Genomic DNA, 13553 nt, shown 5'->3' on the forward strand with positions numbered 1-13553 from the left:
TCAATGACATCTCATCCATCTTATCTCGATGAATTAGCTCAACTTGTTCAAGGAGAGCTAATTGGTCAATCTGATCTTGTTCTGAACGGTTTAGCAAGTTTGGAACAAGCACAATCCAAGCATATTTCTTTTGTTAACGGCGAAAAATATTTGCAAGAAGCACAAGCATCTCAAGCTGGTGCTTTGATTGTAACATCTGCCTTAAAAGCACAACTCAGTAATCATCATAATTTTATTGTGGTGGATAATCCTTACTTAGCATTTGCAATTTTAACCCATCATTTTGAAGATAAAGTACTCAAACGTGGGATTGAAGTCACAGCGCAAATTGCTGATTCAGCCATTATTTCGGATCAGGCTTACATTGGTCATTATGTGGTGATTGGTGAAAACTGTGTAGTGGGTGATAATACAGTAATTCAGTCGCATGTTCGTCTCGATGATCATGTTGAAATTGGGCAGGATTGTTTCATTGATGCGCATGTCACCATTACAGGGAAATCTAAAATTGGGAATCGTGTGCGAATTCATGCCAATACTGTAATTGGTGGTGAGGGTTTTGGTTTTGCGCCTTATCAAGGTAAATGGAATCGAATAGTACAATTGGGTTCAGTTCAAATTGGAAATGATGTACGCATTGGTTCAAATTGCAGTATAGATCGTGGTGCTTTAGATGATACGATTTTGAAAGATGGTGTCATCATTGATAACCTTGTGCAAATAGCACATAACGTTGTGATTGGTGAAAATACTGCACTTGCTGCAAAATGTGGTATCGCTGGTAGTACCATTATTGGCAAAAACTGTATCTTTGCAGGGGGGGTTGGTGTTGTAGGTCACATTAAAATCGCGGATAATGTGACGATTACAGGAATGTCAATGGTGACAAAAACTATTTCTGATGCGGGTTCTTATTCTTCAGGTACGGGACAGTTTGAAACAAACCAATGGAAACGGACGGTTGTTCGCCTGCGACAATTAGCAGATGTGCCATTGACCAAGATAGTCAAACAGCTAGATCATATGCAGGCTCAAATTGAGCAACTTGAATCAACTTTAAAATCGCGTAAATAATTATGACTGAGTCTAAATCTCTACCTTTTACGGTTCCTGAATTACCAATGCAAACCCAAACGATCCGTGAGTATTTGCCACATCGTTATCCATTTTTGCTTGTAGACCGTGTAACTGAAGTAACGGAAAATGGCATTGTTGGTTACAAAAATGTATCTATCAATGAAGAATTTATGCAAGGTCATTTCCCTGGCTATCCAATTATGCCAGGTGTATTGATCGTAGAAGCGATGGCACAAGTTTCAGGTGTATTAGGTTTTATCATGAATGATGAAAAGCCTCAGCCTGGTTCTTTATTCTTATTTGCGGGCGCTGAGAAAGTCCGTTTTAAGAAACAAGTCGTTCCTGGTGATCAACTTGTGTTAAAATCTGAGTTACTCATGCAAAAACGCGGCATTTACAAATATTTATGTACTGCTAGTGTGGACGGCATAGTCGCAGCAACCGCTGAAATTATCATTTCTCATCAAAAATTAGAGCAGGCATGAGCAACACAAATCTCATTCATTCAACCGCTATTATTGACTCTACTGCACAGATTGCGCCTGATGTAGAAATTGGACCGTATTGTATTATTGGACCACAAGTCAGTATTGATTCAGGGACAAAGCTTCACTCACATGTCGTTGTGGGGGGCTTTACCCGTATTGGTAAAGACAATGAAATTTTCCAATTTGCGAGTGTTGGCGAAGTATGTCAGGACTTAAAATATCAAGGTGAAGAAACTTGGTTGGAAATTGGTGATTCAAATAAAATTCGTGAACACTGTAGTTTACATCGTGGTACGGTACAAGATCACGGTTTAACTAAAGTCGGTAGTCATAATTTACTCATGGTAAATACTCATGTAGCACATGATTGCCAAATTGGTGATCATAATATTTTTGCCAATAATGTGGGTATAGCAGGGCATGTTCACATTGCAGATTATGTCATTGTGGGTGGAAACTCAGGCATCCATCAATTCTGTAAGATTGACGCTTATAGCATGATTGGTGGTGCCTCTTTGATTTTAAAAGATGTTCCTGCTTATGTGATGGTTTCGGGTAATCCTGCACATGCTTTTGGTATGAATGTGGAAGGTATGCGTCGTAAGGGATGGTCTAAAAATGTGATTCAAGGCTTACGCGAAGCATTTAAATTGATCTATAAAGAAAATTTAACGACTGAGCAAGCGATTGCAAAAATCACAGCAGAGATTCTACCTGAAGTTGCTGAAGCACAATTGTTGTTAGACTCTTTAATTGAGTCCAAGCGTGGTATTGTGCGTTGAGTTAATCCATAAGTCATCATAAAAAGACATCCTTGGTGATGTCTTTTTTATTGCTAGAAGAATGGTTTAACTATTTTTTAAATAATGAGCTTCTTCTGAGTCAGGAAATGTCGACAATAATTTGTTTTTGTATACATTTGCTGTTTGTGGGTTTTTATTCACTTCTGTTGCAATACTATAAAGGCGGTATAAAGCACGTGGTGCTTTAGATGAATTGCTGTATTTGGCTGCAACAACTTCATAATTTTTTTTAGCTTCTTCGTAATTTGGTGGTTCAATTGCTAAATTAAATTCTGCTAACCAAAAGTAAGCATTACCTGTATATACGCCATTTGGATTGTTTTTAATAAAATTTTGCATAGGTGCAATGGCTTTTTGAGCACCCCCTTGTTTGTATGCATCTAAGGCAATGGTATAAGCCGCTTTTTCAAGCTCAACAGCATTGCTGCTATTTGTCGTATCTTCTGGTTTGGATTGGACAGTGTTTTGCGAGTTTGCTGTAGTCGCAATCGGTGTTTGAGTAGTTGAATCTTTTGGTGTAGTGGTTGGGGCAGGCTGTGTTGAGTCCTGTCCATCTGGTGTGGTTGTATCAGGATGGCTTTCATCTGTTGCATCAGCATCTGCTTCTAATTTTTGTGCCATGAGCTCTAAGCGTTGATCTAAGTCTGTATAACGGTTAGACAGTTCTTTATTAAGTTGTTCAATGGCATTGTCTTGTTCTTCAATCTTACCGCGTAGTTCGCGGATTTGGTTTTCTAATTGTTGATTTTTTTGAATTAAATCCCAATTCATATTTCCTGTGATCGGGGTAGATGAGCCAGAAATACCGACATCAGTATTTTGATTGCTCAAACCTCGTGATTCAATTGGGATAGCATACAATGTCGCAGAACTTAAAAGTGCGAGAGAAAAGAGCGCATGCTTTTTTAGCATAATGTTAAATCCATAAAAGTAACTTTATTGACTTTAATTTCTTATTCGGAAATTGGTCATATCATTCGAGAATGGGTTTTATTTAAAACGGCTCAGCACTGAAATGCAAGTTACTTTTACAATGTTCTAGCATTTCTTTAAAAATGTCTTTACTTCCTCATGAATATAGAAGAAATTTTGTGGTTTTTTTGAATTTATGCCGCTGTTTTTATTGGAATTGCTGAGAGATTAATCAAACAGTCGCAAAAATGCTTAAAAGTAGATATCTCTACTTGCAAGAAATTTAAAAATCTCTATACTCTGTTCTTGCAATGGTAGCCCTGCTGGTGGCTTCGCAATTGTACTCTGAGAACCCCGCCAGGACCGGAAGGTAGCAACGGTATCAGAAATACGATGTGCCGAGGTTTTGCTAGTAGGGTTGCCACCAGATTTTAAAATAATAATTTTATATTTGCTCAACTTTTTTATTTCAGTTATTTAATTTTACCCATCAAAATCATCTGTTTTTCGGCTAATTGCTTTCATAATCACATCCATTTCAAAACCACGATATTGCAAAAATCGAATTTGTTTAGCTTTGATTTTTGGGTCTTTACTGACCTCTGTACCGTATTTTTTGACTTTTAGTTGATACGCTTGCTCATACCAGTCAATTTCTTTTAAATCTTCGGTGACTAGGGTGTTATCTAAATGTTTGCTGCGTAAAGCCATTTTGATACGGTTTGGACCTTTGCCTTGACGAATTTGACTGCGTACTGTCATTTCAGCAACACGTTGATCACTTTGATAATTCTCTTCAGCTAATTCTTCTACTAAAGCAATGACTTCCTCTCGATTGGCTGCATAGAGACATAGTTTTTCAATCAAATCTGCTTTTGAATATTCTCTACGTGTTAATTTCGCAAATGCATAAGAGCGTAGGCGAGAGCCTGTTAAGCCTTGCGTTTTTGCTTGGCGTTCTTGTTCGAAGTTGAGCGCATCTTCGTTGGAGCGGGTTGTATGGTTTGTAGAGGGCTCATCGGAAAATTGTTGTTTCAATGCTTCATAATTCAGCATTTTAGGAAATTTAGGAGATGACATAGTCGTAGAGAGATTTTTAACCTTAATTAAAATAGTGTATTTCTATTTTAATCTGTTTACTGGATATTCCAAAATTGAATTATTTAGGCTTGTCATAACAAAAACGCCCAAAGTTGGGCGTTTCATTGTGAGATCGATTACTCGATTAAGCATCTAAAAATTCAGGCTCGATTTCATCATCTTCTGATACGGGTGCTGCATTGGTTGTGGTGAGTAATTTTTCACGAATCAATGTTTCAATCGCAGCCGCCATTTCAGGATTTTCTTCCATATGGCGAATGGCGTTATTTTTACCTTGACCAATTTTTTCACCTTGATAAGAATACCAAGCACCTGCTTTGTTGACTATGTCTTGTGCAACAGCAAGATCAATCAATTCACCCAGATGGTTAACGCCTTTACCATATAAAATTTGGAACACTGCTTCACGGAAAGGAGGTGCCATTTTGTTTTTAACGACTTTGACACGGGTTTCTGAACCAATGATTTCATCACCTTCTTTGACTTGACCAATACGGCGAATATCAAGACGTACAGAAGCGTAGAATTTAAGTGCGTTACCACCTGTTGTAGTTTCAGGGCTACCAAACATCACACCAATTTTCATACGAATTTGGTTAATAAAGATCACCATACAGTTTGAACGTTTAGCATTACCTGTGATTTTACGTAATGCTTGGCTCATCAAACGTGCTTGTAAGCCCATGTGTGAGTCGCCCATTTCGCCTTCAATTTCAGCTTTTGGTGTTAAGGCTGCAACGGAGTCGACCACGATCATGTCAATCGCGCCAGAGCGGACTAGCATATCTGCAATTTCAAGTGCTTGTTCACCGTGGTCAGGCTGTGATACCAGTAGGTTATCAATATCTACGCCAAGTTTACGTGCATATTGTGGGTCGAGTGCATGCTCGGCATCAATAAAAGCACATGTACCACCTGCTTTTTGGCATTGTGCAATCGCTTGTAAAGTCATGGTAGTTTTACCTGAAGACTCAGGACCATAAATCTCAACAATACGACCTTTAGGTAAACCACCGATACCGAGTGCAATATCAAGGGTTAAAGAACCTGTTGATACAGACTCGACTGCTTGTACAGTGTTGTCACCTAAACGCATGACTGTATTTTTACCAAATTGTTTTTCAATTTGACTTAACGCAGCATTCAGCGCTTTACTTTTGTTATCATCCATCTTGAAACCTCAAAACAATATAAATTCACTATTCACTAAAGTGGATGTCTTTAAATTTGATCTTCGTCCACAAACGCAATAGTGACAGAAAAATAATTTGCCATCTACATTAAACCACGTTATTACGACATAGAGTGTCGCATAGGTAGTTTGCTTTTATTCATCATGATATGACCAATTTTGCTCATAACCTGCATCATTTTCTTGTCGAAACCTACTGATGTCTCGACGGTCTTTTTTACTTGGTCGATGCTCAGGTCGTGCAAGATTATGCAATTTTCTTTGGGTTGAAATCAATTCCCGTCGAGCAATACTGACTTCAGTTTCTTCGTACAAGAGTTGAGCAGCGGGTGCACCGCCACGAACATTGGATAGTGCTTTAACCACCACGGTTTTACGATCAAAACCTTGTTGAATAGTGAGCTCCATGCCAATGCGGATTTCTTTCGAAACTTTAATCCGTTCACCTTCATGATGTACTTTACCGCCTTCGATTGCTGCTTTGGCAATGGAGCGAGTTTTAAAGAAACGAGCAGCCCAGAGCCATTTGTCAGCACGTACACTGTCAGTTGCTAGAGCGTCTTGATCTTTACGGTTTTTAGGCTGTTTTGACATCGACATCCTTACTTTGATATTGCGCCAATAATGGCAATAATTCAGTTAAATGTTGAATCGCTGGATACTGTAACTCTAAAGGATTACGTGCAGCTTTTAAACTAGAAGGTTGGGTAATGGTAATTAAATTTGCAATCCCAAATTTTTTGGCACCTTCAAGTACAGGTGCTGTATCATCAATCATAAATGCATGTTGTGGATCGAAAGGATATTTTTCTTGTAATTGTTGCCAAAATTCGACAAATTCTTTGGAATATCCAAACTCTTGACTACTAACAATGACTTCAAAATAGGGAGCAATGTCGACATTGTCCAATTTTAATTTTAAACCAGCAGTGTCAGCATTGGTCAGCAACCAACAGCGATAACCTTGTGCTTTTAGCTGTTCAAGTAATTCGATACAACCAAAACGAGGTTGAATTTTATCTTTAAAATCATATTGTAATTTTAGAACATCGACCCCAACTTTTTCACTCCAATAACGTGATGAGTACCATAAAATAGTATGTTTATGCTCTTGATAAAATTCAAACAAAGTCGCTTTGCTTTGTTCTAATGAACATTGATGGGTTTGAGCATGACGTTCAGGTAATTTTTGATTCCAAATCAAATCATCAAATGCAAGGTCAAGAAGAGTTCCATCCATATCGAACATCAGGATTGGCTGCATAATTTAACTACCTTTTATTTTTAAAATACAATGAAAGCCTGAAATAGATCATGATTCATTGATTTTTAAGAAATAAATCAAAACTAAAAATTTTGATATATTGATCAATTTGAATGACGTTATACACGTTTCAAAAAGTATGTACAAATTTGTGAACCTATTTTAGGTCGGATTTTGTATTAAATTATAGCGCTAAATGTGAATTGGTCGAAAAAAATCTAAAAATCTAAATTTTTATTTCTCTTAATTTTTCAGGTAGTCTTGAGGTGCATCTATAATTATCTACACTTGAGCAATTTTATTCACGATGCTTTTAATAAATGCAAAGATGAAATATCGATTTCTACATGATTTTGAGGAATGAATATGCGCTGGCAAGATATATTGCATGTGGTGAAAGAACTCTTAGTGCGCAGCCGTAAACAGCAACATTCAACAGGCATTGCAACCGCTACAGATGCTGATTCTAGCCAAATTGCAGTCGCAACAGACATGGTTCAGCGTCAAGTAAGTGCCCATGGGCGAGAGCTGATTTGTAGTTTTGAAGGCTTGGAATTGACTGCATATGATGATGGTACAGGTTGTTGGACGATTGGTTATGGTACAACCCGCTATCCTGATCAAACTGCTGTGAAAGCATTTGATACCTGTAGTCTTGATGATGCAAAACGCTATATGCAGCATGATTTAAAAAAAATTGAAAATGCAGTCAATCGGGCTGTAAAGGTCAACTTAAATCAACATCAGTTTGATGCCTTGGTTTCTTTAACCTATAACATTGGGATTGCAGCATTTCAAAATTCGACTTTGTTGCGTTATTTAAATGCAGCAGATCATCAAAAAGCTGCTGAGCAGTTTGAGGTTTGGGTCTATGCAGGAGGAAAGAGAATGCAAGGCTTGATTCATCGTAGAGCTGCAGAAAGAGCATTATTTGAGAAAAGATCGTAAATTTATTATTGCAAGTTGAATTGGAAAATGCATTGAACGTCAATTCATCGATAAATTGTTACTGTTAAAATATGGATGTCATTTTTTGATGTTAAAATATACCGTTTAAAAAATGTCATTTAAAAAAGCAGGTAGGTTGCACACAATGTTTATTACCACCCAAGCACCACAAGATGAACAAATTCTGAATTTAACTCCAATTTTGGCACATGCAAGCCAAATTTTATTGGATGAATATGAGGCATATTGTGCTGGGCGTGATTTTAGTATTGATGAAAAAGCAGATCACTCACCTGTAACTCAAGCAGATTTAAAAGTAAATGCCTATTTATTAGAACAATTGGCTCTTTTAACTCCAGATATTCCTGTGATTTCGGAGGAAAGTGATCACTCTGAACGTCAGGCGTGGGGTGTGTGCTGGATGCTTGATCCTTTGGATGGGACTAAAGAGTTTATTCATGAACGTGATGAATTTACGATTAATTTAAGTTTGATCCAAAATCATCAAACGATATTTTCCATTATTGCTGTGCCGACTGAGCAAGTGATGTATGTAGGTTATCTAACTGAATTACCTTATAAATACTCATTTAGCCAAAAAGTATGGGAACGTTATAGTAAGTTTAAAGATGTTGAAACTGATGCGATTCAGGTGGGATTGAGCCACAGTAGTAAAAACCCAAAATATCAGCAATATATTGATTATATTGAGCAAGAACATCCAGTCATCAAACGTGAAGCAGGTAGTGCTTATAAGTTTTGTATGATGCTAGAAGGTGAAATTGACATTTATCCGCGTTTTCATCCTACGTCGGAATGGGATACGAGTGCGGGTCAAGGTTTACTTGAAAGCATTGGCGGTGGTTTAGTGAGTTTAAAGGCACAAGCTTTTACGTATAATCAGCGTAAAACAGTATTAAATGATGGTTTTATCGCCTTTAGAGATAAGGAAAATCAAAAAATAGCATTAGATGCGCTAAGTAACGTGACGTTATGAGATTGAGAGTTTTTTTCGGCATGGTATAGTAGCGAAGAGCTAAAAAATAAACTGAGTCTGTATGGCGCTTGAGTTATTGCCGAAAAGCATGTTGAAAGCAATAGATTTATTGCCTGACCCGAAAATTCCTGTGACTTTGTTTACACGCCATTCGATTCGTGAGATGGTGAGTGGGCAAGGTTTAGCGGGTTATGATTTGCAATTGACATCACAAGGTCGTGATTTGGCACAAGCTTGGGGTTCATATTTAACGGATCATACAGACCGTGTAATCCAGCATTGCATTTCAAGTCCGATTCAACGCTGTGTGGATACGGCTGCATTAATGATTGAGGGGGCTGATTTATCTAGTCCAGATCATAATACCCATCATATTGAAATCGTTGAACAAGGTTTATTGGTTGAGCCGGGAAGTTTTGTTTTAGATATTCAAAAAGCTGCGCCGTATTTTCAAAAACAAGGTGCATTAGGTTTTATTAATAGTTTTGTGAACAATGCTTTGCCAGGCATGAAACATCCGATTTCGGGTGTAGTTGATGTTCTAGAGCTCATTTATAACACACATCCACGCAATGCACAGGGTTTAAGTCTAGCTGTGAGTCATGACACGATCTTAGCGGCGATTATTGCCGTGATCTCAGGGCGTCATCAGGTGGACAAAGCAGATTGGCCACAGATGATGGAAGGTCTGTTTGTGTGGTTTGAGGGTGATCATTTTGAAGATTGTGATTTGAGATGGATTTGGCGTGGTGAAGTGAATAAATTATCAATTCGGGATTTTCAAAAGCTGGAAAATTAAGTCTCAATGTTGAGATGAGATAAAGCGATCTTAAAATTTATACAAATGAGAATTTTATCGCCAAAATTAATCATGAATTAAGCAATATTTCGAGTGAATAGATCAAGTCAGTATTAAATACTGACTTTGATTTGCCAAGCGTCTGTTTTTATTGGGGTAAATGTAATTTCACAATCCACAAATTTTTGAATCATCTCCGCTTGAGTTTTGCTATGTTCGCTGATGACTTGTGCAGTAAATACGCCACCTTGACCTAATGCTAATGGTAGTAACAATTGGTCAGTCAGATATTCATCCGCAATTGCATCAGCATTTAAATAAGCTTTGACTTCTTTTGCTAGATCACTTGCAACTTTTTCAGCACTTTTTTTCATTTCACCTAAAGCAGAAAATACTTGTTGGTGATGTTCATAATTCAGTACCACAAAAGCCGTATTTCCCTGACTGATGCCTTGAAAATTTAAACGCTTACGCTCAGTTAAATCTAATTTGTTATTCAGTACTTCAAGTTCACGGTCTGCAATATTTACAGGGATATTTAAAGCAGAGGCGTAGGCAATGGTATCTAATAATTTACCACGATCTTGCGCTATATATTTAGTTTGCTCTGTCCAAGGATAAATCGTTGCATTGATCTGACCTGCGCCAATTGGGAAAAATCCTGCACGTTTACACTCGAAATCAATGTGTATCCCTAAGCGTTGAATCGCAGGTAGAAAACATTGTTCAATAAAATCAGCCGTTGGTGCCATTGGGTTATGCGTTCCGCCGTGTATACTAATTTGACTGGATTCACTTTGCATCATCAGGGCAGGGAGCAAAGTTTGTAAAACTAGAATTGTGCTACCTGCTGAACCGATGTGAAAATCGTACTTTCCTGCTTGGACTTGTTGAGGCTTGAAATATAATCTTTGTGAATGTAATTCAGCACCTTCAACCGTTGCATTGCTGATGCGTTGTGACGCTTGCACGCAGACTAAGTGCTGGCGCATTAACCCTGGTTTTTTACGTCCTGCACGGATATTCACTAGTTCAAATGGAATGCCTGTCAGCATGGATAATGAAAGGGCAGTGCGGAGGATTTGTCCGCCACCTTCACCTTGTGAGCCATCAATTTGAATGGTTTTGTTTTTTAGTTGTGTTTTCATTTTACTCTTCATCATTTTTTTCTAAAATATTTGACTTTCGTACATTTTTGATAAAACGCTCTTCACTTGAACCAAACTTCCTATAATTCTCTTTAGCCTCGTTTAAAGAAACTTTATTTGCACCGCTATATGAATCAGGATGAGTATTTTGTACAGGATCATCTTCCCAAAAACAGACAGGGCATATAATAAATCCCAAACAACTTGCGGTTCATCTCGGGTAAATTCATTACAACATGCACATGTATAATTCATATTTTTCTAGTCGCTTTAATCTTCCCAATAGAAAAGAGCATCGAAAAGGGTAAATTGTTCGCCAATATTTAATATTGTTGGAATTTCCCATTTCCCTATTAATGTAGTATTTAATTGTTCATGTGTAAGACGAATCAACCCATAAGAAGCTAAAATAGGTTCAACTTGATTTGCTAGATCATTTATAGCCCACGATTTTAAATTATCAACCATATTGGAGTCGGGCATATATGAAAAGCCACTTTTATCATGCCAACCTTTTTCGCCTTGCATAAAAACATAGTAAGGAGACAATTTACTAAACAATATAACCAGACCATAAAAATGTTGATTTGGGTAAGGAGAGTTTGGAAATTTAAATGATGCTTTTTCTTTGTAAAACCATGTATCGTAAAATGAGGCATAGCCCGAACCGTAATCATTAAACTCTTTTTCAGATAGACACTCAGTTTTTCTCTCAATATCACCGCAAATATTTAAACAAAAATTTTCTATGGTTTCTTCATTATTCGTATTCCAAGGATATTGATCGGTAATTGCTGAACCAGAGAGCAAAGTTCTAATTTCAAAATCTGTGAATTGAAATTTTTCCATTTTTTATTCCAATATTGAGGTGAACATACTGTCAGTACATGGTTGTGCTAAATGCTAGGTAAAGTCTAATTTGTGCTAAGTGATGAGCTAATGTGTAAAAAGTTAAGCTAGCTCACTTGCTTGGCAGCCTCTACGCAACTTCTTTTCAATCCTGCGCTGAGGTAGTAAAGCTGTTATCGGATCTTGCACTCGCCCAGTATGTTCGGGTGTATTCTAAAACAATCAATTGCTTTAGAAAAAGGTGAAATATATTGTCAGTACATGGTTATGCTATATAACGTATGACTTTGCCTTGCAAAGGTTTAAGTGATGATGTGTGATGGATTAATTTGTGCATTGCCGCATAAATCCACTTTGCTCATTACCCAAAAATGATGCTGACTTTTATTTCAATCTATACAGCCTTAGATCTCGTACTCGCCCAATATATTTCGGATTTGATATAGCGAGCTATATCAAAACTACGAAACTCTTTAAATTATATTAAGTTTCAAGTAAATCCACTTGCCAATTGGTCGCCTGAATCAATACATTTAAATCACGCAGTTTGGCACTGATATCATCGGCTTGTTTTTGCAATGATGATACTGGAATCACTTTATGCCATTTAATCTCACGGGTACTGTAGCGATCAGGCTCACGATTGGTATTGCTGATTGCAGAGGTTAAGATTTTATGACGTTCTACAACTTCATCACGTTGTGTCAATAAAGCCAACAACGAACGACCATCAGCTAATTTTGCTAAAGCATTGGTTTGGTGGATAGCCAAAACCAACTTTTGTGATTCCTGAGTTAAGGCAAATACTTGCTTTAATAACTCATTTGGATCTTCAGATGGTTCATCACCATCTTGTACCAATACGTTTGCATTGATCCGTTGTTTGAGTGAAGCGAGTTTCTTTTGTTGATCGCTTCGTAATAATAATGCTTCTGCAAGTTTCATATTCTTATCCTTCTTTTAAGATTCTAAATGAATGTGTAAATAGTACAGTTTGTCTATATCTGTCCAAACATATTGGTAATTAGGACCGCCTTCGTCAGGGCAATTGGATTGAGCCCAATTTTTCCTATAATTTCACAGATATTTTTCGCTTGAACAGTATTGATCTGATTCAAATATTCCTTAAATATTTTTAAATTTAAGTCTTCAGGAAAAATTTCTAATTTCTCATTTAAGTCAGCGATAACGCCATTAATATTCTGAACTAATATTTCACGATTAGATTCTTGGAATATTGTATTGCCTATCCAACTTGGAGAAGAATGATTCCTGTTTGAAGTATATTTTAAGATAAAACTTAATAATTCATCATAGCTATACGAGTTTTCAGCATCTATGTAACTAAACTTTACATAGCTTGCTTGCCAAGTTGAGCAAAATAGATGAACAAAACTATCCGTATAAAGCTCATTGCAATCGGAATTTACTATTTTCTCGGAATTAAATATAAATGTTGTCATTTTTCCATCTGCTATGTATTCGCTTCAAAAGTTATTAGCAATTGAATATCGTTACTGTGAATATAAAGATGTTGCCAATGCTGACAGTATGGATTGAATTGCCAAGGAGGGCTGATATAACCCTGCTTAGCAAATTCAATTTCACCCATCAAATTTTCAATTTTGTTGAATAGACTTTGATAAATTTCCGAAAATTGATTGATGTTTAGTGTGGGAAATAAATTTTTGTAGAAAAATTCATGAATCGCATCTGTCCAATTAAGTGACTCCATTTCAAAAATCCAATCAGTATGATGTTGAAAATTTGATGGCTGTTTTATATTTAATTTTTTGCATTTTTGATAAAAAAACGCTTTGAAATTATCCTCAAACGCTTTGTCTTTGGAAAAATTTAATTGTTCAATATAACAATCAAATTCAGGACCTGTATATGATGTACGTAAAGCATTTGCTGCGGTACATAAACCATTCAAGAACTCATTAAACTTTTCTATTTCAAATGCAAAATTCAT

17 protein-coding genes and 1 other RNA gene are annotated in these 13553 nt (G+C 36.9%); 7 read left to right on the forward strand and 11 right to left on the reverse strand.

All coding sequences use genetic code 11. The annotated features are described in order from the left end of the window. Positions 1–3 precede the first annotated feature (3 nt). Genes lpxD through lpxA form a run of 3 tightly spaced genes read left to right on the forward strand, consistent with a single transcriptional unit; the run spans position 4 to position 2347 of the window. Positions 4–1074, forward strand: coding sequence for a UDP-3-O-(3-hydroxymyristoyl)glucosamine N-acyltransferase (gene lpxD / locus G0028_RS07955; RefSeq protein WP_180046687.1), 1071 nt, complete (start codon positions 4–6; stop codon positions 1072–1074). 2 nt (positions 1075–1076) lie between these two features. Beyond that, a complete protein-coding gene (gene fabZ, locus G0028_RS07960) occupies positions 1077–1562 on the forward strand; it encodes a 3-hydroxyacyl-ACP dehydratase FabZ (protein ID WP_130073829.1) in 486 nt (161 codons plus the stop codon). Beyond that, positions 1559–2347 (forward strand): acyl-ACP--UDP-N-acetylglucosamine O-acyltransferase, encoded by a 789-nt coding sequence (gene lpxA / locus G0028_RS07965; RefSeq protein ID WP_130073828.1) that lies wholly within the window; start codon positions 1559–1561, stop codon positions 2345–2347. Before fabZ ends, lpxA begins: the two co-directional genes overlap by 4 nt. A 66-nt stretch (positions 2348–2413) precedes the next feature. Here the strand turns inward: lpxA and G0028_RS07970 are convergent, their stop codons facing one another. Continuing rightward, the gene (locus G0028_RS07970) at positions 2414–3283 is read right to left on the reverse strand and encodes a YbgF trimerization domain-containing protein (RefSeq protein WP_227554805.1); all 870 of its coding nucleotides are present in this window, start codon (positions 3281–3283) and stop codon (positions 2414–2416) included. A 318-nt stretch (positions 3284–3601) separates the two neighbouring features. Here G0028_RS07970 and ffs point away from each other — a divergent pair. Continuing rightward, an RNA gene (ffs, locus tag G0028_RS07975) (signal recognition particle sRNA small type) lies at positions 3602–3698 on the forward strand. 65 nt (positions 3699–3763) lie between these two features. On the opposite strand, the gene G0028_RS07980 is transcribed toward ffs, so the two are convergent. The 4 genes from G0028_RS07980 to G0028_RS07995 all read right to left on the reverse strand — a co-directional run bounded on the left by G0028_RS07980 (position 3764) and on the right by G0028_RS07995 (position 6837). Then, positions 3764–4360, reverse strand: coding sequence for a regulatory protein RecX (locus G0028_RS07980; RefSeq protein ID WP_174492866.1), 597 nt, complete (start codon positions 4358–4360; stop codon positions 3764–3766). Between the two features lie 145 nt (positions 4361–4505). Beyond that, entirely contained in the window at positions 4506–5552 is a 1047-nt protein-coding gene (gene recA, locus G0028_RS07985) for a recombinase RecA (protein ID WP_130073825.1), read from the reverse strand. A 156-nt stretch (positions 5553–5708) separates the two neighbouring features. Then, positions 5709–6167 (reverse strand): RNA-binding S4 domain-containing protein, encoded by a 459-nt coding sequence (locus tag G0028_RS07990; RefSeq protein ID WP_130073824.1) that lies wholly within the window; start codon positions 6165–6167, stop codon positions 5709–5711. After that, entirely contained in the window at positions 6151–6837 is a 687-nt protein-coding gene (locus G0028_RS07995; RefSeq protein ID WP_130073823.1) for an HAD-IA family hydrolase, read from the reverse strand. The genes G0028_RS07990 and G0028_RS07995 overlap by 17 nt, the downstream gene beginning before the upstream one ends. Before the next feature lie 366 nt (positions 6838–7203). On the opposite strand from G0028_RS07995, the gene G0028_RS08000 reads away from it, so the two are divergent. The 3 genes from G0028_RS08000 (at position 7204) to G0028_RS08010 (ending at position 9581) form a co-directional block, all read left to right on the forward strand. Continuing rightward, positions 7204–7785, forward strand: coding sequence for a lysozyme (locus G0028_RS08000; RefSeq protein WP_180046685.1), 582 nt, complete (start codon positions 7204–7206; stop codon positions 7783–7785). Between the two features lie 145 nt (positions 7786–7930). Further along, positions 7931–8782, forward strand: a complete 852-nt coding sequence (locus tag G0028_RS08005; RefSeq protein WP_180046683.1) for a 3'(2'),5'-bisphosphate nucleotidase CysQ — start codon at positions 7931–7933, stop codon at positions 8780–8782. 61 nt (positions 8783–8843) lie between these two features. After that, positions 8844–9581 (forward strand): histidine phosphatase family protein, encoded by a 738-nt coding sequence (locus tag G0028_RS08010; protein WP_130073820.1) that lies wholly within the window; start codon positions 8844–8846, stop codon positions 9579–9581. A 113-nt stretch (positions 9582–9694) separates the two neighbouring features. On the opposite strand, the gene rtcA is transcribed toward G0028_RS08010, so the two are convergent. From rtcA to G0028_RS08040, 6 genes are all read right to left on the reverse strand, one after another. After that, a complete protein-coding gene (rtcA, locus tag G0028_RS08015; protein ID WP_180046681.1) occupies positions 9695–10729 on the reverse strand; it encodes an RNA 3'-terminal phosphate cyclase in 1035 nt (344 codons plus the stop codon). Position 10730: 1 nt separating this feature from the next. Then, a complete protein-coding gene (locus tag G0028_RS08020) occupies positions 10731–10928 on the reverse strand; it encodes a CPCC family cysteine-rich protein (RefSeq protein ID WP_306669461.1) in 198 nt (65 codons plus the stop codon). 71 nt (positions 10929–10999) lie between these two features. Next, positions 11000–11578, reverse strand: coding sequence for a hypothetical protein (locus G0028_RS08025; RefSeq protein ID WP_180046680.1), 579 nt, complete (start codon positions 11576–11578; stop codon positions 11000–11002). Positions 11579–12061: 483 nt separating this feature from the next. After that, a complete protein-coding gene (locus tag G0028_RS08030) occupies positions 12062–12523 on the reverse strand; it encodes a DIP1984 family protein (RefSeq protein ID WP_180046678.1) in 462 nt (153 codons plus the stop codon). 53 nt (positions 12524–12576) lie between these two features. Further along, entirely contained in the window at positions 12577–13041 is a 465-nt protein-coding gene (locus G0028_RS08035; RefSeq protein ID WP_130073817.1) for a hypothetical protein, read from the reverse strand. Between the two features lie 11 nt (positions 13042–13052). Further along, positions 13053–13553 carry a hypothetical protein gene (locus G0028_RS08040; RefSeq protein ID WP_180046676.1) on the reverse strand — a complete coding sequence of 167 codons (501 nt, stop codon included), beginning with the start codon at positions 13551–13553 and terminating at the stop codon, positions 13053–13055.

This window comes from Acinetobacter piscicola (assembly GCF_015218165.1).
Lineage (GTDB): Bacteria > Pseudomonadota > Gammaproteobacteria > Pseudomonadales > Moraxellaceae > Acinetobacter > Acinetobacter piscicola_A.